This is a genomic window from Desulforhabdus sp. TSK (assembly GCF_022836495.1).
Classification (GTDB): domain Bacteria; phylum Desulfobacterota; class Syntrophobacteria; order Syntrophobacterales; family Syntrophobacteraceae; genus Desulforhabdus.
This window is the reverse complement of the sequence record NZ_BQXM01000004.1, coordinates 26,371-45,460: the sequence shown is the minus strand read 5'-3', so window position 1 is coordinate 45,460 and position 19,090 is coordinate 26,371. Positions and strand designations below refer to the sequence as shown.

20 protein-coding genes and 1 pseudogene are annotated in these 19,090 nt (G+C 56.4%); 11 read left to right on the top strand and 10 right to left on the bottom strand.

Going from position 1 to position 19,090, the window contains the following annotated elements:
• Nucleotides 1-22: 22 nt before the first annotated feature.
• The 4 genes from MWC30_RS03815 to MWC30_RS03800 form a co-directional block, all read right to left on the bottom strand.
• Entirely contained in the window at nt 23-1,405 is a 1,383-nt protein-coding gene (locus MWC30_RS03815) for a hypothetical protein (RefSeq protein WP_244082829.1), read from the bottom strand.
• Nucleotides 1,406-1,470: 65 nt separating this feature from the next.
• The gene (locus MWC30_RS03810) at nt 1,471-2,568 is read right to left on the bottom strand and encodes a sensor histidine kinase (protein WP_244082828.1); all 1,098 of its coding nucleotides are present in this window, start codon (nt 2,566-2,568) and stop codon (nt 1,471-1,473) included.
• Nucleotides 2,569-2,722: 154 nt separating this feature from the next.
• Entirely contained in the window at nt 2,723-4,027 is a 1,305-nt protein-coding gene (locus tag MWC30_RS03805) for a nucleoside recognition domain-containing protein (RefSeq protein WP_244082827.1), read from the bottom strand.
• Between the two features lie 191 nt (nt 4,028-4,218).
• Nucleotides 4,219-4,869 carry a 50S ribosomal protein L11 methyltransferase gene (locus MWC30_RS03800; RefSeq protein WP_244082826.1) on the bottom strand — a complete coding sequence of 217 codons (651 nt, stop codon included), beginning with the start codon at nt 4,867-4,869 and terminating at the stop codon, nt 4,219-4,221.
• A gap of 215 nt (nt 4,870-5,084) precedes the next feature.
• On the opposite strand from MWC30_RS03800, the gene MWC30_RS03795 reads away from it, so the two are divergent.
• A complete protein-coding gene (locus tag MWC30_RS03795) occupies nt 5,085-6,095 on the top strand; it encodes a hypothetical protein (protein WP_244082825.1) in 1,011 nt (336 codons plus the stop codon).
• Nucleotides 6,096-6,164: 69 nt separating this feature from the next.
• Here MWC30_RS03795 and MWC30_RS03790 read toward each other — a convergent pair whose 3' ends face one another.
• Together MWC30_RS03790 and MWC30_RS03785 are read right to left on the bottom strand one after the other, a co-directional pair.
• The gene (locus MWC30_RS03790) at nt 6,165-7,055 is read right to left on the bottom strand and encodes a DUF3108 domain-containing protein (protein ID WP_244082824.1); all 891 of its coding nucleotides are present in this window, start codon (nt 7,053-7,055) and stop codon (nt 6,165-6,167) included.
• 183 nt (nt 7,056-7,238) lie between these two features.
• A complete protein-coding gene (locus MWC30_RS03785; protein ID WP_244082823.1) occupies nt 7,239-7,439 on the bottom strand; it encodes a hypothetical protein in 201 nt (66 codons plus the stop codon).
• Nucleotides 7,440-7,929: 490 nt separating this feature from the next.
• Here MWC30_RS03785 and MWC30_RS03780 point away from each other — a divergent pair, with 490 nt between their 5' ends.
• The 6 genes from MWC30_RS03780 (at nt 7,930) to MWC30_RS03755 (ending at nt 13,851) form a co-directional block, all read left to right on the top strand.
• Complete coding sequence (locus MWC30_RS03780) at nt 7,930-8,601, top strand: RNA polymerase sigma factor (RefSeq protein WP_244082822.1); 672 nt, start codon at nt 7,930-7,932, stop codon at nt 8,599-8,601.
• A gap of 43 nt (nt 8,602-8,644) precedes the next feature.
• On the top strand, nt 8,645-9,055 hold the full coding sequence (locus tag MWC30_RS03775; RefSeq protein WP_244082821.1) for an anti-sigma factor: 411 nt from the start codon (nt 8,645-8,647) through the stop codon (nt 9,053-9,055).
• A gap of 145 nt (nt 9,056-9,200) precedes the next feature.
• Nucleotides 9,201-10,295 carry a putative sulfate/molybdate transporter gene (locus tag MWC30_RS03770; protein WP_368860795.1) on the top strand — a complete coding sequence of 365 codons (1,095 nt, stop codon included), beginning with the start codon at nt 9,201-9,203 and terminating at the stop codon, nt 10,293-10,295.
• A 39-nt stretch (nt 10,296-10,334) separates the two neighbouring features.
• Nucleotides 10,335-10,799 carry a Spy/CpxP family protein refolding chaperone gene (locus MWC30_RS03765; protein WP_244082819.1) on the top strand — a complete coding sequence of 155 codons (465 nt, stop codon included), beginning with the start codon at nt 10,335-10,337 and terminating at the stop codon, nt 10,797-10,799.
• 140 nt (nt 10,800-10,939) lie between these two features.
• A complete protein-coding gene (locus MWC30_RS03760) occupies nt 10,940-13,288 on the top strand; it encodes an SLC13 family permease (protein ID WP_244082818.1) in 2,349 nt (782 codons plus the stop codon).
• A 362-nt stretch (nt 13,289-13,650) separates the two neighbouring features.
• Nucleotides 13,651-13,851: a hypothetical protein gene (locus MWC30_RS03755; protein WP_244082817.1), complete on the top strand. Its 201-nt coding sequence runs from the start codon at nt 13,651-13,653 to the stop codon at nt 13,849-13,851.
• 131 nt (nt 13,852-13,982) lie between these two features.
• Here MWC30_RS03755 and MWC30_RS03750 read toward each other — a convergent pair whose 3' ends face one another.
• From MWC30_RS03750 to MWC30_RS03740, 3 genes are all read right to left on the bottom strand, one after another.
• Nucleotides 13,983-14,444, bottom strand: a complete 462-nt coding sequence (locus MWC30_RS03750) for a hypothetical protein (protein WP_244082816.1) — start codon at nt 14,442-14,444, stop codon at nt 13,983-13,985.
• A 261-nt stretch (nt 14,445-14,705) separates the two neighbouring features.
• Nucleotides 14,706-14,906, bottom strand: a complete 201-nt coding sequence (locus MWC30_RS03745; protein ID WP_244082815.1) for a cold-shock protein — start codon at nt 14,904-14,906, stop codon at nt 14,706-14,708.
• Between the two features lie 225 nt (nt 14,907-15,131).
• Nucleotides 15,132-15,443, bottom strand: a complete 312-nt coding sequence (locus MWC30_RS03740) for a hypothetical protein (protein WP_244082814.1) — start codon at nt 15,441-15,443, stop codon at nt 15,132-15,134.
• A gap of 978 nt (nt 15,444-16,421) precedes the next feature.
• On the opposite strand from MWC30_RS03740, the gene MWC30_RS03735 reads away from it, so the two are divergent.
• The 4 genes and pseudogenes from MWC30_RS03735 (at nt 16,422) to MWC30_RS03720 (ending at nt 18,603) form a co-directional block, all read left to right on the top strand.
• Nucleotides 16,422-16,655: a thioredoxin family protein gene (locus tag MWC30_RS03735; RefSeq protein WP_244082813.1), complete on the top strand. Its 234-nt coding sequence runs from the start codon at nt 16,422-16,424 to the stop codon at nt 16,653-16,655.
• A gap of 94 nt (nt 16,656-16,749) precedes the next feature.
• Nucleotides 16,750-17,198, top strand: a pseudogene (locus tag MWC30_RS03730) (arsenate reductase ArsC).
• A gap of 10 nt (nt 17,199-17,208) precedes the next feature.
• Complete coding sequence (gene arsB / locus MWC30_RS03725; RefSeq protein ID WP_244082812.1) at nt 17,209-18,327, top strand: ACR3 family arsenite efflux transporter; 1,119 nt, start codon at nt 17,209-17,211, stop codon at nt 18,325-18,327.
• A gap of 99 nt (nt 18,328-18,426) precedes the next feature.
• Nucleotides 18,427-18,603 (top strand): hypothetical protein, encoded by a 177-nt coding sequence (locus MWC30_RS03720; protein WP_244082811.1) that lies wholly within the window; start codon nt 18,427-18,429, stop codon nt 18,601-18,603.
• A gap of 41 nt (nt 18,604-18,644) precedes the next feature.
• Here MWC30_RS03720 and MWC30_RS03715 read toward each other — a convergent pair whose 3' ends face one another.
• Nucleotides 18,645-19,028, bottom strand: a complete 384-nt coding sequence (locus MWC30_RS03715; RefSeq protein WP_244082810.1) for a hypothetical protein — start codon at nt 19,026-19,028, stop codon at nt 18,645-18,647.
• Between the last annotated feature and the right edge of the window lie 62 nt (nt 19,029-19,090).

Genomic DNA, 19,090 nt, shown 5'->3' with positions numbered 1-19,090 from the left:
CTCCCCAGCGGAGTTGTGAAGCCTACCGCTCCCGCCAGCCCTCTCCGCTGAGATGAAGAATGGTGCTGCCGGACCCGACCGCGTAGAGGTCATTCTCATTGCGGCCCCATATTCCCATCAATCCCGCCTGGGTGTTGACGGTCATCCTCGTCCAGGTCGACCCGTCGTAATGGAGAATGCCCCCTTCGGAGCCCACGGCATAGACATCCCGGGGAGAAAATCCCCAGACGCTGTAGAGATCGAGCTGTGTTCCGCTCGTCATCTGCTTCCATTCCGTTCCGTCAAAATGGAGAATGATGCCCCGTGCCCCCACGGCGAACACATCATTCTCGGAAGTGCCCCAGACTCCCATGAGCCGGGCTGTACAGTTGCTGTTCATGCGGTTCCAGCCTCTACCGTCATGATGCAGAATCATGCCACCGGAACCCACCGCGAAGACATGACGATTGGAGCTGCCCCACACCGCCCAGAGATCGCCGGGCTCCCGAGGGGCGGTCCCCGAGGTCCCTGATCCTTCCAACTGCAGCAGCAGCCCACCGGACCCTGCAGCAAAGACATTGCCGGTGGAGCTCCCCCAAATGCCCCACAAGTCCGTTGACGTACCACTCGCCATGCGCGTCCAGGACGTCCCATCCCAGTGGAGAACAGTCCCCCCGGACCCTACGGCATACACATCATTCCCCGAACTGCCCCAAACGCTCCAAAAATCTGCAAGAGCCCCACTGTTCATGGGCACCCAGCCTTTTCCGTCGTAATGATGGATGGCTCCGCGGTAGCCCACCGCAAAGACATCATTTTCGGAACTGCCCCAGACGCCCAGGAACTGGTGCGATGTTCCGCTCCTCATGGGAGCCCACCCATGCCCATCGTAATGGAGGATCACCCCTTCGTCCCCCACGGCGAAAACATCCGATGAGGAACTGCCCCACACCGCCCACAGGTTGGAGGGCGTCCCGCTCTCCATCATCTCCCATTTTTTTCCGTCGTAATGCAAAATGGTGCCCCCTGATCCCACCACAAAAAGGCCTTCCGGAGTGCCCCATATCCCCAGGAGCTGCGCATCCGTGCCGCACGGCAGCGAATCCCACTCCTTCCCGTTGAAATGCAGCACTACCCCGCCGTCACCCACTGCATAGACATCCTGCCCCGATTTTCCCCATACGGCCCACAGATCGGCAGAGACCCCCGTGGACATGGAAATCCAGGCAGCGCCGTCGTAATGGAGGATCGTGCCTTTTTTACCCACGGCAAAGACATCTGAAGTGGAACTGCCCCACAACCCGATCATGTCGGCGGAGGTGACTCCGGAAAGCCTCGGCACCCAGCCGGCTCCATCCGCCCGGGAAACGGAAAAGATCAATACCAGTAGATAAAACAAAGTTGACACCGTCTTGATATGTCGCATGATCGATCCACCTTGTAGAACCGATTCAGAAAAAAGCATGCCTCGTTCCGTGCCGCCGGCAGGGCTCATTCCGCACTGCCCATCGGCAGCTCAATACGAAAAGTAGAGCCAACACCCGGTTCACTCTCGACGGAAATGTTTCCTCCGTGCTTTCTCACCAGGCCATAGCAGACAGATAGCCCCAAACCGGTCCCCACCCCGACCGGTCTCGTCGTAAAGAAAGGATCGAAGATCCTTTCCAGTTGGGAGCTTGAAATGCCGTGGCCATTGTCTGCGATTCGTATCACCACTCGATCCCCTTCAACCTTGGTCTCGACAGTGATGACACCGTTCTTTGGGTCGACAGCATCGAGGGCGTTGCGAAGGAGGTTCAAGAGCACCTGCTCCATTTCCGATGGGGAAACAGAGACGATGGGAAGCTCGGACTCATACCGGGTTTCAAGGGTGACACCCTCGGGCAAATGCACCTTGAATGACGTCAAGACTTTCGCCAGGAGGTCGTTCATCTGTACGGGACGAAACCTGGGGTCCGTCCGCTGCGCAAAGCTCAGAAGCTTGTGTGTGATCTCCTTGCATCGCTTCCCCTGTATCCGGATCTGCTCGAGAGCCCGCTTGAGCTCCTGAAGGTTTTCATTCTGAGGGAGATCCACTTCCCGCAAAAGGTCCTCGATCCAGCCCGCCTCCTCAACCATGATGCCCACAGGATTATTGATTTCATGGGCGATTCCGGCGGCGAGGTCTCCGACCGGACCCATGATCTGTTCGATTCCGGCATTCCGGATACGCTCCTCCTGCTCGGTCTTTCTCCTGGAGGCTCTTATGATTTTTTCCACCAGGGTTCTGATTTCGGTGGGTTTGATGAGGAAATCATAGGCTCCAAGCTTCATCCCTTCCACCGCAGTCTCGATGTCTGAGTTCCCGGTCAACATGATGACCCCCACGAGGGGGTATTTCTGTTTGATTTCCTTTAGAATGGAGAGTCCATCCCTTCCCGGGAGCATCACGTCGAGGATCACCACGTCCAGGCTCGCCTTGTCGAGATGCTGTAAAGCCTCCTCCCCCGCATAGGCCTTCAAGACCTCGAAACCGCGAATCTCGAGCCGTTCCTGAAGGAGGTCCGCAAACTCGACCTCATCGTCCACCACCAATACCCTGGTGCTCATAGCGCCTCCTACATCCCCAATATACTTGAGGTATTTTTCCGATGCATCTCAAAGTTGAAAGCACATCCAGCGATTCTTGCATCCTGCTCCAGAACATCTCGAGGCAGTGCCACCACTCGACACAACGACATCATGGATGCTTGAAGCTTTTATCTCAACCATAAAGGAGCACACAGATGACGACGGAGGCTGCCACCGCCACCAGGTCCGCAAGGATTCCCGCCGCCAGAGCATGGCGGATGCGCTTGATTTGCACTGCGCCGAAATAGACGGCCAGGACGTAAAAGGTCGTTTCCGACGACCCCTGGATGGTGGAGATCAGGTAGCCCGTGTAACTGTCGGGGCCAATGGCAGGGTCCTTGAGGAAAGAGGCCAGGACGGCATAGGCCCCGGAGCCGGACAGGGAACGAAGGATCGCCAGCGTGAGCCCCTCCGGGGGAAGTCCCACCAGGCTCGTCCATCCCCCAAGCCCTTTCACCAGGATTTCCATTGCTCCGCTCGCACGGAACATGCCGATGGCCACAAGAATAGCCACCAGGTAAGGGATGATCCGGAGTGCGACTTGAAAGCCCTCGCGGGCTCCATCCACGAGCACCTCGTATACGGGCACTCCACGCACCATGCCAAAGGATAGAAAGCCCACTATCAGACCGGGAATAATCCAGGGGGATATGGCTCGGCCATAGACAATCGTGAAGGGGATGACGGCAACGACAGTTCCCAGGGCCAGACCACTGACCCAGACGGGGTAGCCTTCCCCCGCATCCTCCTGGCCGGTTGCTTCCTCGGCCTCTGCGCCGGGCGGATTCCCCCGACTCTCGCCCGTCGTACCCTGTCCGTCGGTTTCACGGATGGGGAAAAGCCTTCCCAGTGTCTTCGTGATGAATATGGCGAAAAGGGTGGCAACGGTGGACGCAAAGAGGGTCGTGGGAAGAATGCCGGCTGGATCAGCAGAACCGGCGGACGCTCTGAGAGCAATGACTCCCGTCGGCAGCAGCGTGACACTCGCCGTGTTGATGGCCAGGAAGAGCACCATGGCATTCGTGGCGGTCCCGGGGTGAGGGTTGAGCGTGTTGAGCTCCTGCATGGCCCGAATGCCGAACGGCGTCGCTGCATTGCCAAGGCCCATGACATTGGCGGATAGATTGAGGATCATGGCTCCCATGGCGGGATGATCGGGAGGCACATCGGGAAAGAGCCGAATCATGAGGGGGCGGATCAGGCGCGCGATGACCCGGAGGAGTCCCCCTGCTTCGGCAACCTTCATGAGGCCGAGAAAGAGGGACATGACTCCCACGAGTCCCAGAGCCAGTTCCACGGCACTTCCGGCCGAATCCACCACGGCCTTTGTCACACGTTCCATGGGGGATTCCACACCGACGGCCGGAATCCAAGTCAGCTGGTTCCATGCAGCGGTACCGAATGCGACCAGGACAATTCCAAAGAAAACGACATTCATACAGAGTATCCGGTCTCTTCGTGGCTCTTCCAGGACAACGTCACAGGAGGCTCCCTTCGTTTCAGAGCGCGACACCGCCGGCGGCCATGCCCAGAGTGGTCGCCTTAACCAACTTTCGTCATTCCGGGGGAGCCCGGAATCCAGGAAAATGAAGACTTTCCAGACCCCCGTTTCACCGGGGTGACTTAACGTCATCCCCCAAAGCCCTCGGCGGAACTCGGCTTTTGTGCAAGGCGCCTGGCCCACACCGCCATCCACGTGTAACTCCCCGAAGGAGGAAGTTCACCGAAGGAAAGATCGCCCGACGACCACTTTTCGATCCGCAGCTCCTCCGCAAGAATATTTTGTTGAACGCCGTGGAAATGGATGTCGTGGAAACCGGAAAGTACGAGGTGCCCTTCCGGGAGAAGGAGCCGTTTCAGGTCTGCAGCAGTCTCCAGGAGCAGGTCAAACGGAAGATTGGCTGCAACACATTCAAAGCCGGCCCGCAGGGAGGCAACCGTCCCCAGAATCCAGTGGGGAGGCACCTGGAGGCGATTCCTGGCGGCATTGTCCCGGGACACGGTGATGGCCCTCGCGTCGATATCCAGACCCACGACAAAGGGAACACCCATCGCAGCAGCGGCTATGGCCAGGATTCCCGAGCCGCAGCCCACGTCCAAAAGGCTCCGAATGTGAAAGGTTTTGATGCAATGATCCAGGAGAGCCAGGCAGAGCCTGGACGTGATGTGGTAGGGATAAAATGCGGACCGGCTGCGGATGGTCAGGGCGGCGCTGCGGGATTCCCAGGGGAGAACGGGAGGTATGGAAATGGTCAAGCCGGAAGGCAATCGCAAAATCATATCCTGCTGCTCGGTTCATGGGTTGCTTTTTATCTTCGCTTCAGCTCCTACACCTATAGCAGCTGTCCAAAACGGCGCAAGGAAAAAGACACAATCAAAGCATTTGCGTCTCACCCGATGCTGAATTAATCTGTCGCCTATTCAAACACAACCTGGCTTCATGGACAAACCACCCACACTGATCTGAGCACACACAGAAGGGATTCATTCGAGCCATGGCAAAAATAACTCTGGGCGGGATAAAAATCTTGGAAGGACGGTCTTATGTCGATTGGTACTCCAACCAGGGCGAGGAGTCTCTGGCAGGCATTTGCAGTCGACTGGCCGCCGAGCAAATCAATATCAGCCAGGTGACTCATATCGCCGACGACGGAAAGGGGCATTCCTCAACCGCCCTGTCTACCGACAGCATCAACAGCTTCACCAGTTACCTCCTCATCAAGCTGGGCGCCGGCGAAATGCCGCAGCTCCGCCACGATACCAGTATTCTTTCGGTATTTCCACACGATGGAAGGCCTTTCATCATGGGAGCGATTCTCGATCTCATGGCGCGCGAGGATATGCGCCCCATCGGGATCGCCAGTTCCCCTTCCGCCATGTCGGTCGTGGTTGCGTCGGAGGACACCAAGCAAACCATCGACAGCATCTTCGATGTCTTTGAATTTCCCACGTATCGATCCCCCCTGGAATGGCAGGCCGCATATGTGGGAAAAGAGGAAATGTTCAGGAATGTTGTGGGCTCCTACGACGAACAGACCCTCAAGGTCTACGCCGTCCTGGAACAGCCGGACCTCGACCTCTGGACCCTGCTCCTGAATCGGACCGAACTGAAGCAGATGGGGGATGCACTCCGGGAGCTGGATGCCCTGGGAACGAAGATGCCTTTCTTCGTCGCCCATTGGGACCGCCCGGATGAAGTGGTCGTGAGTTTTTGTTTTTCGAGCTCCAAGCGCCGGGACGTCATGAAGGCGCTCCAGGCGCACGTGCCGAACGCTGCCTCCTCAGTGCACGATGCAGCCGGCATTTTCCTTCACGGTCCTCACTTCGGGGATCGATACCGCATTGCAGGAGTCCTGGCGGAGAGCCTCCAAACTGCGGGCATCAAACCCCTGGCCTTGAGCTGTGCCGTTCATTCCATCTCGGTCGTGCTCGAAAATGAGGATCTCGGCCGCGGCTTACAGGCCATCAAAACGCAGTTCCATGTACCGTCAGGCAAGAGTAGATGATGGATTCCCGGCCTCGCCGGAATGCCCATCGGAGACTGAGCCGGCACCATGGACCACCGGCCCTTCGGTTCACGCATGCGGGGGTGAAGAAAGATGGATCTCCTCGCCGGCTCCTTTCATTTCCCTTCTCAGGAGCGTTCCGCGCACATCTCCAAAAAACAGCACATCCTTGATGACGCCTTCCACCGGGTATAGCTCCCTGGAGAGCCACCCATCGATGCGGCCTCCCTTGGAATGCAGCACTTCCGGGTCCATGGCAAGCTCGACGCGATAGGCGCTGCCCGCCTGGGGGGACTCGCGGCGTCTCAGGCGATCCTCTTCCTCCAAGGAAACGATCCTCACATCATAGGTTTGAGCCCGCTTCCTGGGAAAGACGGGCACATTGTAGGTCCTGCCCTTCTCCGGGGTACCGTAGACGCCGTAACGGAAATTGTATGCCGCAGCCAAAAAATCATTGTAATCCCGTTCAAGGGGAATATCGTGAGTCGTTTCGCTGGTGGCTCCGCTCTTCCCCACCCTGCGCTGGACCCACTTGCGACTGCCGTGGTCAAAAGTATGCGTGCGCTGCCTCGATTTGCTTCCGATCTGCACCCGTTCCTCGAACAGGAGCGACCTCAGGCGCGTCCCCTGATCCAGTTCTTCCATGACGGAGCGATAGCTGTCTTTCCGATAGCGCGTGGACAATCCAAAGAAACCGACGGTCTCTCCCTGGAGGGTACCCACGTACTTGCCCTTCTCCTCAGCGGGGGTAAAGGTCATCGTCACTACGGCGACTCTGCCGAAGAGGGGAAAAGTAATCTCGTACTGGAGTGCTTCCCCTGAAAAGGCCTGTCCGATAGATTCCCGGGGAACGACTTCGGAGCCCTGTGATGCGAATGGAGCTGCACCCCATAAAGAACCGGCCAATGCGCTGAAAACAGGCAGTCCTGCCAGCAGCCTCAAAAAACATCGTCTGTTCATGGCGTTTCTTCCAGCCGCCTCTCTCCGCCTCCGCCAAAAGCTTTCCCGGCGGGCGGCAGCGCAATATCGAATCATCTATGCCAGGTCATGGGTGCTTCAGGGTCGTTCAACTTTTTCCAGGGCACCCCGCGGCCGGGATGAAAAACAGCGATCCTCCGAAAGATCGCTCCTGCAGCTCCCGCCTCATTCCTCGTTTTGCGGCATTTTAAACGCACCATCCGACCAGCGGATCATGTCCGCATAATGCTCATCGACACCCTCCTCCAGCTCGATGTGCAGGGTCTGTTGAGGCTCCGGTTGCAGGCGTCTCATGCGTTCGATAAAAACTGCACTCCACAACTGATCCAACTCGGCATCCGTCATTTTTCGCAGATCAATGTCCATAAGCTCATCTCCTTTCAAAAATGTATAATGCCCTGCGAAAACGCAGGAAACGGCTTTTCTGTTTTTTCCCGAAACTCCCGATGGAGCGGGTTCGGAGACTTCACCCAAGCCCTGAAACCCGCTTGCTTGAGTCGATGCGATCATACACGATGGTCCAGGTACAATCTACTACACGTTGTCGAAAGTTTTCATGCTATGGGAACGTGCGATTCCCTCCTTGAGCGGCAGGCGATGATGTTGACTCAACCAACCTCTCGTCATTCCGGCAGTTAGGCGGAATCAACAGAAGAAATTGGATGCCGGCTTAAAAACTGCCGGCATGACGAGGGGCGAGATCGACACATTATTGTGTGGACGTGTAGTATGGAGCAACCGAAACGGTTTTTTTTTCATTTGCCCCGATTCGAACGCAAGTTTTTGAGCTTTCGGTTGTTTAACTGTGAGAAGTGGATGATGGGAACACCCCGTCTTGGTGTCCAGGGTGTGATGGGTGCTGCTTCCCCTCCAGGGCTTCGCGGATGGAGAGCGCCGAGGGTGGGTGAGTGTCGCTGGTCTGACTATCGAGTATCTTATGGAAGATCCGGAATTCCATCTCATCAGAGCTGTTGCAAACCATGACGAACAAGCCTTCGAGACTCTTGTAGCGCGCTACCAGAAACCGATTGTCAGCTTCATCTACAGGTATGTCGGAGACTTTTACCTGGCCCAGGACCTTGCCCAGGAGGTATTCCTGCGCATGTTTCAAGCGGCGCCACTGTTTGAGCCCAGGGGAAAAGTGTCCAACTGGCTCTTCAAGGTCGCGTACAACCTTTCGGCCAACGAGCTGAAGCGCCGCAGGCGCCTGGATAGCCTCCTGGACCGCATCTCGATCGAAGGCGAATGTTTTATGGGGTCAGCGCCTCCCGGGCCTGCAGAGATAGCCGACAGGGAGCGGGATGAACGGCTCATGTCGGCAATTGGCCGGCTTCCAGAAAAACAGAGGGCTGCGTTGCTCCTCAAGATAACCGAGGATTTGTCTTACCAGGAGATCGGCGCCATCCTGAATGTAACGGTTTCGAGTGTGGAATCCCTCATCTTCAGGGCCCGCAGCCGTTTGAGGCAGATGGTAAAGGCATCCGGGGAGACGCCCTCCGGCAGCAGAGGCCATGACGCACCTCTCTGATCCGGTAAAAAGAAAAGCATCGGGAGAATACAAGGAGCAGACCATGGAATGTCGCCACGCGAGAAGGAAACTCTCGGCTTACCTGGATCACGAGCTCGATGCCCCATCCGCGCGGCAGCTGGCGTATCATCTCCAGCAGTGCATGGAGTGCCGCCAGACGCTGGAGGAGTTTCGAGGGCTGAGTGAAAAAGTCCGGAGTCTTCCGAAGATCGATCCAGGTCCGGATTTTACCGTCCGGATGATCAGTGCGGCGAGGGGATCCGCCGCGCCGGACGCCGAGGAGGCTCCAGCACGATTTTCACTTTGGGAACGGCTGTCGGGAATTGTGGAAAATTTTATGGAGGTGGTGAGCCCACCGCGCTTGCCGACCACGGGAGCGCTGAATGAATTCAATGATTTTCCTCCGCTCTCCATGGGCTATATCTATGTCAATTTGATATCGGCCGACAGGTGAGCACATGGCCTCAAACGCCAAATTCAGAAGGGATAGTTCGGCTATGGAAACAAACGTCAAGCTGGCTAAGGGTGGGGCTGAAGGTGGCGGAGCAGAGCTCCCCGAGGGAGCAGTGGCCGTCAGGACAAGAAATCTCTACAACCGCATGGAATGGGCGGGAGCGTTCGGAGACATCGGCACCCTGATCCCTTTCGTCGTTGCCTACATCAGCATCGTAAAAATGCCCCCCCTGGGGCTTCTTTTCATGTTCGGCATCACCCTGCTGGCGTCCGGACTTTACTACAGGACCCCGCTTCCCATTCAACCCATGAAAGCCATCGGGGCGGCCGCCATCGCAGGGGGAATCAGCCCGGCAGCCGTCTATGGCGCCGGCCTCACCACGGGCCTTTTCTGGCTGGTTGCAGGCGTGACAGGGATCATTCGTCCCATCGCCAAGCTGGCCACTAAGCCTGTGGTTCGCGGCATCATGCTGGGCCTCGGCCTCACCTTCATGGTCGATGGGATCAAGCGGATGAGGGGAGCGCCCGTCCTTGCGGGCTGCGCCCTTGTCATCACGTACCTCCTTCTCACGAACCCGAAAATTCCCGCCATGTTTGTGCTGTTGATCATCGGAGTTGTCTCCGGGATGATCATGAACCCGGAGGTCATGTCGGAGCTGGCCTCCATCCACATCGGCTTCAAGCTGCCGGTTTTCAGTATCCCCATGATCTCCTGGAATGATCTCATCACGGGCACACTGCTTTTCACGATTCCTCAGATCCCTTTGACCCTGGGCAACGCGGTGATCGCCATTGTCGCCGAAAACAACCAGCTGTTCCCCGACAGAAAGGTCACCGAGGAGAAGATCGCCATCTCTCAGGGCATCATGAACCTGGTTTCGCCCCTGTTCGGCGGCATTCCCATGTGCCACGGAGCGGGCGGAATGGCCGGGCATGTGCGATTCGGGGCCAGGACCGGGGGCGCCCTGGTGATCCTCGGAGTCATATTGGTTCTCATTGCCCTCTTTTTCAGCGATTCCGTTTCCATCATCTTCAAGATTTTCCCCAATGCCATCCTGGGCGTGATCCTGTTCTTCGCAGGCTCGGAGCTCGCCATTGTCGTGAAGGACATTGGAGATAAGAAGGCCGATTTCTACGTGATGATCATCGTGACCGCTTTTGCCATGTGGAACATGGGTGTGGCTTTCCTCGTAGGGGTCATTTTGGACAATTCCCTCAGGAGGGGCTGGCTGAAGATCTAGCAACATGGATTCTTCTCTGGACGTATTTGAGGTTTCAAAATGGACTTGGGAAGCTTTTTTTTGGGATTTCTCTCGGCTCTCGTCTTTGCATCCGTCTCGCTCACTGCCGTTTATTTTCGGCTGAAGCGCTCCCGGGAAAGGCGGAGAGCCATCAAGGGCTACCTGGATTTGATCCCGGATCTGACGGCGGAGCAGAAGGCTCAGGTTCAGGAGATTCGGAGCACCTTTCTGCCGAGGGTAGGTCAGATCAGGGAAAACCTGCTCCGTGAAAGAACCGAGCTGGCGCGCCGGCTTTTTGCCGATCCACCCGACAGGAATCGCCTCCGTGCCGTAGCCCAACAGATCCTGACGCATCAGGCGGAGCTGGAAAACGAGGTGATCGAGCACATCCTGGAAGAGCGGGAGCTTCTGTCTCCATCGCAGCAGAGGAAGTTCCACGAGATCATCATGGAGCAGTTCTCTTCGGGAGGTTTAGGGGTCCACGATGTGAGGACCGGACACTGAGTGCCGGAGCATCGGCGTCGTCCTGACACCCTGTTTGGCATTCGATGGATTTTATGGCATAGTGCGTCGACGCTTTGGAGGTGGCCCATGTCCTGACGGTTCCTCTCTTGGTTCCAACAGTCCTGCGACAAGGATGTGTTTTGACAGCTCAGATGCTCATACTTCTTGCCATCGTATCCATTGCCCTCGTCGTGTTCATCGACGGCCGGTTGCGGGTCGACGTGGTGGGGCTGCTGGTGTTGTCGGCCCTCGCGTTGACGGGTTTGGTCACCCCGCAGGATGCATTGGCGGGATTCAGCAGCCCCGCTGTCGTCACCGTGTGGGCCATGTTCATCCTTTCGGCAGGGCTCACGCGCACCGGAATCGCACACCAGCTGGGCCAGCCGCTCCAGAGGTTCGCAAAGGCGAGGGAACCCATCCTCATGGCGGCTTTGATGGCTGCGGCAAGCCTCCTCTCGGCCCTCATCAACACGGTGACGGTCGCCGCCATCCTGCTGCCGGCGACCATGGAGCTTGCAAGGCGCAGCGGGCGTCCCCCTTCTCGCCTCCTCATGCCCCTGGCCCTCGGATGCCTTCTGGGCGGACCATTCACCGGCATTTCAACTCCACCCAACATCCTGGCGACGGACATCCTTCGAGCCCACGGCCTGCGACCGTTTGCCATTTTCGACTTTACGCCTATCACAGCGGCCGTTGTTGCCGCCGGCATTGCTTTCACGGTAATCTTCGGACGCTACCTGCTCCCCGCACGGAGCTCGAGCTCCGAGGCTGACGCCGGCCTCGTGCTGGGCAGCTCTTACGACCTCGACAAGTTCATTTTCAGCATCCGCATCCCACCGAGCTCTCTTCTCCATGGTCACACTCTTGCCGAGAGCAGGCTGGGAACGGCCCTTTACGTGACTGTCGTGGCCCTCCAGCGGCAGGGGGTGCTGATGCTCGGCCCTCGACCAACCGACGTCCTTCAGGCCGGGGATGTCCTCATTGTTCATGGCCGCCCCGACCACCTGGAGCGTCTTCACGGGAGTCATCACCTTCAGATCGAGTCATCGAGCCCATTTCAGGACCTCGTTTCCCGGAAACTTCCCGTCGCCGAGGGACAGGTCATGGAAGGGTCACCGCTTGTCGGACTCACACTGGGTCAGAGCGATTTGCGCCGCAGCCACCGTGTGCATGTGTTTGCAGTGCTCTCCGAAAACGGGGATGTCGTGGGGGATCTGAAACACCATCAACTCTCCATCGGGCAGAGGCTGCTGATGCAGGGAGAACGCGAGTCTCTCGAAGAGATCGCTCGACTGGGCTTCGTCTCGGAGCTGCGCTTTCTGGAAGCGGACGCAGTGGAAGAGCTCTCCGGGGGGCGCTATCACCTGTTGGCCGTCCGCGTTCCTGCCGGATCGGTGCTTGCCGATCATAACCTTGTGGATAGTCGCCTGGGGAATGCGTTCGGCCTCACCGTGACGGGCATCGTGCGCGACGGGGAACCGCTGTGCATGCCCTCCCCTCATGAGACGGTCCAGGCGGACGACATCCTCCTGCTCCAGGGCGCGCCGCGTGATCTCGAAGTCCTGGAAGGACTTCAGGAACTTGAAATTGCGGAACAGACCTCCAACCTGTTGGCGGAGCTCGAGTCGCAGCAAGTTTGTGCTACGGAGGTCCTGCTCTCGCCCAGAACGCACCTGGCGGGGCGCACCCTTGCCGACCTGTTCTTCCGCGATCACTACGGCCTCAGCGTGCTGGCCATTTGGAGAAAGGGCCGGGCCTATCGCACCGGGCTGCAGGACATGCCCCTCGAGTTTGGGGATGCCCTGCTGGTCTACGGGCAGCGCAGTAAAATCGAAATCCTCGCACGCAATCCGGATTTCCTGGTGCTGGATAAGGATGCTGCCAGCGCCCCACGCCTGGAAAAAGCCCGCATCTCCATCCTCATCATGCTTGCGGTGCTTTTGAGTGCGATCTTCGGTCTTGTTCCCATAGCCATTGCAGGCATTACCGGGGCCGCTCTGATGGTCCTTTTCGGATGCCTGAGCATGGATGAAGCCTATCGGGCCATCGAGTGGAAGGTGATATTCCTGATCGCGGGGATGCTGCCCCTGGGGGTCGCTGTCGAAAATACGGGAGCTGCAGAGATGGCGGCTGAAGCCCTTGTTTCGGCGGTGGGCGGGTTCGGACCCCGCTGGGTCGTCGCCTCATTTTACCTGGTGACCGTCATCGGCACGCAAGTCATTCCCACAGCGGCGCTCGTGGTGTTGATGGCGCCCGTGGCCATGAGCACGGCAAGCACGTTGGGGATCTCGCCGCATCTCCTCATGATGACCGTAGCCATATCGGCATCCGCGAGCTTCGCAAGTCCCCTGTCGCACCCGGCGCACCTGCTCGTCATGGGTCCCGGCGGCTACCGCTTCACCGATTACATGAAAGTCGGCGTCCCCCTGACGATCATCACCATGCTTGTCTCCGTCTGGCTGCTGCCGATCCTCTGGCCGCCACAATAGTCTGTGCCAAAGCCCATTCTGTTCCGCCGATCTCCGGAGCGAGCCGGAAGTGTCAAATCGATTGCTCAGCCGCCGAATGGTATCCTGGCGGCCATCGACAAAACCGGCATGACACACCCGGGTCGCATCTTCCAGCTGCGAGGCTCGCGCGTCTCGCCATTGATTCACATTTTCAGGGAAACGGTTACGGAAGACTCCTATTTGTCGATGCCATGCGCCGGGTGGACGTTACGATGAGACAGGTGGCTGGGGTTGTGGGGTTGTTCGTGGATGCCAAAGATTCTCAAGTAGCCAGCTTTTACCAGAAATAGGGTCAAGGTAAAAGCTTTCTGATGCTCGCCCCGGCTAATGGGGACAATACCGTGTACGTACAGACTGGGGACCAAGAGGTCACCATCGGCCGAGAGGGAGACTATGGCGCCGGTTCCCGGTTCACACCCGATGATGGCGGCGACCTGGTGGCAATGCAGAATCGCGTTGGCATACGGACAGCCCTCCTCATGCAGAGAAGGCCGTGGGTCGTCATGCCACCGGACGCGGCAACTCCGGCGCAGGAGAAATGATAAGATAGCGACCGACCAGGCGGCAATGAAACGTGCAGCTTTCATAAACTCCGTGCCCTCTCTGTCATACTTCGATCCTCCTCAAAAGCACAGCTTCCCTGTACTTCGGACAAGTGACACTTGCATGGGGATCACGCGAGGCGCAGCTCGGCAATCGATGCGCGGGCATCTCCTCCGCTGATGTCGGGAGAAAGGATTAATTCCAGTGTCGTCAACCCGGCAAGATCAACCTCATAGTCTTCTATTTCGCGGGTACTGTCGGGAGGGCTGAAGTTATACTGCTGGCGCACAATGTCCTGGTACGAATGCCCGCCATCGGAGGACCATCGCAACAGGATCTCCTGAGTGCGCTGCCGCTCCTCTTCGTGAAACACCAGATGAGCGCGCCTGATCCTCACCGGCTCGTCAAACAACAGCCGAACTGTCTGTCTTCCCGGCTCGGAAGCCCGCCAGCCCGATCCCATGCCTGGCTTCAGAGCCGACTCAATGGGGAAGGACGGATCCTCAGACGTGAGCTCTGCCTGCGCTATGCTGACCAGATCCAGCCAGCTTTCGTCTGGAGGGGTAACACTTTGAATATCTTTGATGATCATACGTTTACGCATTGGATCGCCTCCTATGGCATCTGGCGCTTCTTAGGAATATCCGGAATACTCATTCCAACCTGCTATCAGAAGAATGTGATATTGAGGGGATGAAAGATACATAAAAGATCGAAGGATCTTCGCACCCGGAGGCAAGAATACATCAAAAGTGCATGTTATCATCCTCGATGCGAACCAAATAAAAAAGCTGGAGCTATTCATCACTCCAGCTTCTTATGATTTGTAGAGAATACCTGAATGATTTTCAGGCTACAGCTTTTTCACATTAGTTGCCTGAGGCCCCTTTGCACCTCTTTCTTCGGTAAAACTCACCCGCTGACCTTCGCTGAGGGACTTAAAACCCTCACCCTGGATGGCAGAGTGATGGACAAAAACATCATGTCCGTCTTCCGATTGGATAAAACCAAAGCCCTTGGAATCATTAAACCATTTTACTTGACCTTCCGCCATTTCTGTGAATCCTTTTTTGAAATCATGTTTTTAGTATTTTTGGGTGCGGTACTTGAAGTTACTCCGAATCGGCATCGTTCACCTTGGCGAAAGATATATTTTCAGCATAACTTAAAATAACGTACTCAACCTGGGTTGGACAAATCATAACCCCTAAAAACAGAAAGGAAAGGGAAAATCAAAAATCCATCATAAGTATGGGTTCAAGCGTAGGAAACTACGAGATCATCCTGCATGGATCGGGTCGGGCTTGAAAGCTTCGACTTTCATGCTGACCACCGAATGAACAAGGTCCGCCAACTCCTCTTCCGAGAGGTGCAGACCCTCGATGATTGCCTTGGCGGTCGGGTCGAGAGCCACCAAGTCCACCGGGAATACATCCTCGGAGAGAACCCCCACATTTTCAAATCCCGCTGATCGGATGGCTTCGAGGTACTGGCCCTTCAGGACCGCACCCGCTACGCATCCCACATAGGCGGCAATGGAATCTTTGATAATGTCGGGGAACTCCCGGAGCAGCACAATGTCGGAAACCATGGTCCGCCAAGGCGATCATCGGGCCTCAGTTCTTTCATCTCAACCTCTGGTTCCTGTGTTGACTCACCGTTCATTATTGGACTCAAAAATTCCATTGAAGTTATTGACGAGACGACCCGCTTGAACGCCTTCCCATGCCGGTTTCCGGCAAGTCATCCTGCTCCTCGAATCCATCATATTCTTACACGAGAATACCCAGACAGAGCCCACAGCCCGTTTCCATGCATATATCCCTCAGAGGGATGCGGGTAGGATGCGTCCGAATAGAGCTGATAAAGTCGGCAATCGAGCCTTGGGCAACCCTTTTCGTATGATGTTGCCTTGTCCTCAAGGCATCCGGACAGGCAGCGAAACCCTCTCAAAAATCGTATTTGACAAATATTATGGAGTGGCTTGAATTTAAAGATAATAATCAGCGGGTCGCTCGCGTGGTCGGAATTCCCGCATACGCTGCTTTGCTATTTTCTTTAGAGGCTGTCTAAAAATTGAGTCAATCACTCTGAGCATGCACCTTGTTTCGTCATTCCGGCGGTCTTTCCTGTGAAAATGCCGTCATTAAGGCTTTTCATCCTTCGTTGTGACCGCCCGGTCACGGGGGTTAGCCGGGATCCAGGCTCTTCGCTGGGGTGGATTCCGGCTTAAAGGCCGACGGAATAACGAGGAAACGAACTTTTAGACAGCCTCTTAATGACATCCAGGACGGACCATGGAGGGAGAGATTATGAAAGGTCCGAAAATATATTGACGCATACAGATTTACTGAATATATTCGTAATCGTAAATTTATAGAGGAGAAGATCGACGGTGAAAAAATTTATCAAGGTCATAAAAGCCGCTTCGGATCCCAACCGGATCAAGACGCTTCAGCATAGGTCCATCTGCGTGTGAGAGTTACCTGTTCAATCTGTTGATCTGATAGGCGAGGCTCACAACACTGTCGCCAGGAAACTCAGCCAACTTATGAGAGGAGAAAATGTCATGCAAATCAAGGTACTCGGTCCTGGATGCAAGGAGTGCCATGAAACCGAAAAAGTGGTCAAGGAGGCAGTTTCAGAAGCCGGCTCCGACGCAGTTGTGGAATACATCACGGACATCGCTGAAATTGCCAGGCAGGGGATCTTCAGCACCCCGGCGGTTGTCGTGGACGGTACCGTGAAATCGGTTGGAAAAGTTCCATCCAAGGCCGAGGTGAAGACCTGGCTGGGGAAGTAACGCACGCGTGAGAAGCATCGAGAAATACATGGTGCAACAAAAACAGGATTGGATTGCTTGGGGGCGTCGACAAGATCTGGAAGGGAAGAGCGCTATGGCGAAGCTGAAAGTCTTATTCCTGTGCACGGGCAACTCGTGCCGGAGCCAGATGGCGGAAGGCTGGACGCGTTTTTTGAAAGGGGACGTTATCGAGCCCTATTCTGCCGGGGTCCAGCCGCACGGCATTGACCCGAGGGCCGCGTGCGGGCCATGGCCGAGGCTGGCGTCGACATTTCGAGCCATCGTTCCAAGGATGTCTCGACACTCGAATCGATCGATTTTGACTTCGTGATCACGGTTTGCGACCGCGCCCATGAATCGTGCCCTTTCTTCCCCGCCAAGACCACAGTGCTGCGCGTCGGGTTTGAAGACCCTCCACGGCTGGCTGCCGATGCACTCTCGGACGACGAAGCCATGATCCCCTACCGGCGGGTGCGGGACGAGATCCGGTGGTTCGTGGAGAAAATGCCTGAAAACCTGACCCGGGCGATGACAGACAAGTAGGAGTATTACGATGGCATCATCCGTTTCCAGGCGGCTTTCCTTTCTCGATCGCTATCTCACCCTTTGGATTTTCCTGGCGATGTTCGTCGGGGTCGGCGGAGGATGGCTGTATCCGGGGGTGAAGAACGGCATCAACGCGTTTCAGGTCGGAACGACCAACATTCCGATCGCCATCGGTCTGATTCTCATGATGTATCCGCCCCTCGCCAAGGTGAAATATGAAGAGCTGGGTCAGGTCTTTCGAAACGTCAGGCTGCTGACCCTCTCCCTGGTTCAGAACTGGATCATCGGCCCGATTCTCATGTTCCTCTTGGCCATCACGTTTCTTCCGGGCCATCCCGAGTACATGGTCGGGCTGATCCTGATCGGCCTGGCACGCTGTATTGCGATGGTTATCGTGTGGAACGACCTTGCGGGAGGCGACACGGAATACTGCGCCGGCCTCGTAGCCTTCAACTCCATCTTCCAGGTGTTCTTTTTCTCCGTGTACGCCTACATCTTCATCACCGTGCTGCCTCGGTGGATGGGCATGACGGGAACAGTGGTGGACATCTCCATGGGGCAGATCGCGGAGAGTGTCTTCATCTACCTGGGGATCCCCTTCATCGCCGGCATGCTGTCGCGGTTGGTAGGGCTCAAGACCAAGGGGCGGAACTGGTACGAGCGGAAATTCATCCCCGCGATCAGCCCCATGACCCTCGTGGCGCTTCTTTTCACCATCCTGGTCATGTTCTCTCTCAAGGGGGAATACATCGTCCAACTTCCGCTCGACGTTATCCGGATCACCATCCCGCTTTGCATCTACTTTGTGGTTATGTTCCTCGTTTCCTTCTTCCTCTCGAAGAAGGTCTCCGCCAGTTACGGGCAAGCGGCGACCTTGAGCTTTACAGCGGCATCGAATAATTTCGAGCTTGCGATCGCCGTCGCTATCGCTGTCTTCGGGGTCAACTCCGGCCAGGCCTTTGCGGCCGTCATCGGCCCCCTGGTCGAGGTGCCCGTGCTCATTAGCCTGGTCAACGTGGCCCTCAGGCTCAAGCTCAAATATTTTACGCCATCTTACTCTGCCGTCTGCGGGGTCGAGCCTGCCGCATCATTTTCTTCTGGTGCGGAAAGACAAGACAAACCGTGATGCGCAATCCGTGACGAGCTCAAACCCTCCCTCTCTATTCTGCCTTCATGTGAGTCTGTCGCCACGGACATCCTCCTGACACGCAAAGGAGACCTCGCCATGAACAACGGGGAATTTCTGGACAGACGCTCCCCGGATCTCTTCATCGAGGGTCGCATCCAGGGAACGGACAGTCAGCAGTGGGATGAGTTTGAGCAACACCTCGCGCCGGGCATGGCGCCCGTTTCCCAGGAGACTCAGCAGTCAGATACCTCCGGCTTTGCCGGAAGTATCTGACTGCAAAAAAACATCGGATTCCTCAATTCCTCCCTATCTGTCTACTGCATGGGGGGGCATGCCATTCCGGCGGGGCCGCCACCGGGTTTCAGTTTCACCACATCCCCAGGTCCTATTGTGCCTTCGATCACTTGAGCTTTGAAGTAGTTCGGACCTTCATGTGAAAGTATTCGTACCTTGCCGATCCTCCGCTTCTCGTTCAAACCGAAAGCCTGCACTTTTTCATAGACTTTCATCACGGCACCAACAGGAAAGCACTTCTCTATAGCTGTGCCCCCGTAAAAAAAAGTCACTTCATCCCCTGATTTCATTTCTATCCTGGCCTTGATCTTCTGCGGTTCCTGTTGTGCAAAAGCCAGGGGCGTTCCCGATACCATAATGACCATTGCCACAAAAAAAATCAGATGTAGTTTTAAGGGTTGCATATGCTAATCTCCTCAAGCGTGCTAAGATATATAATTGCATCCACCAACTTTGCCATTTACAT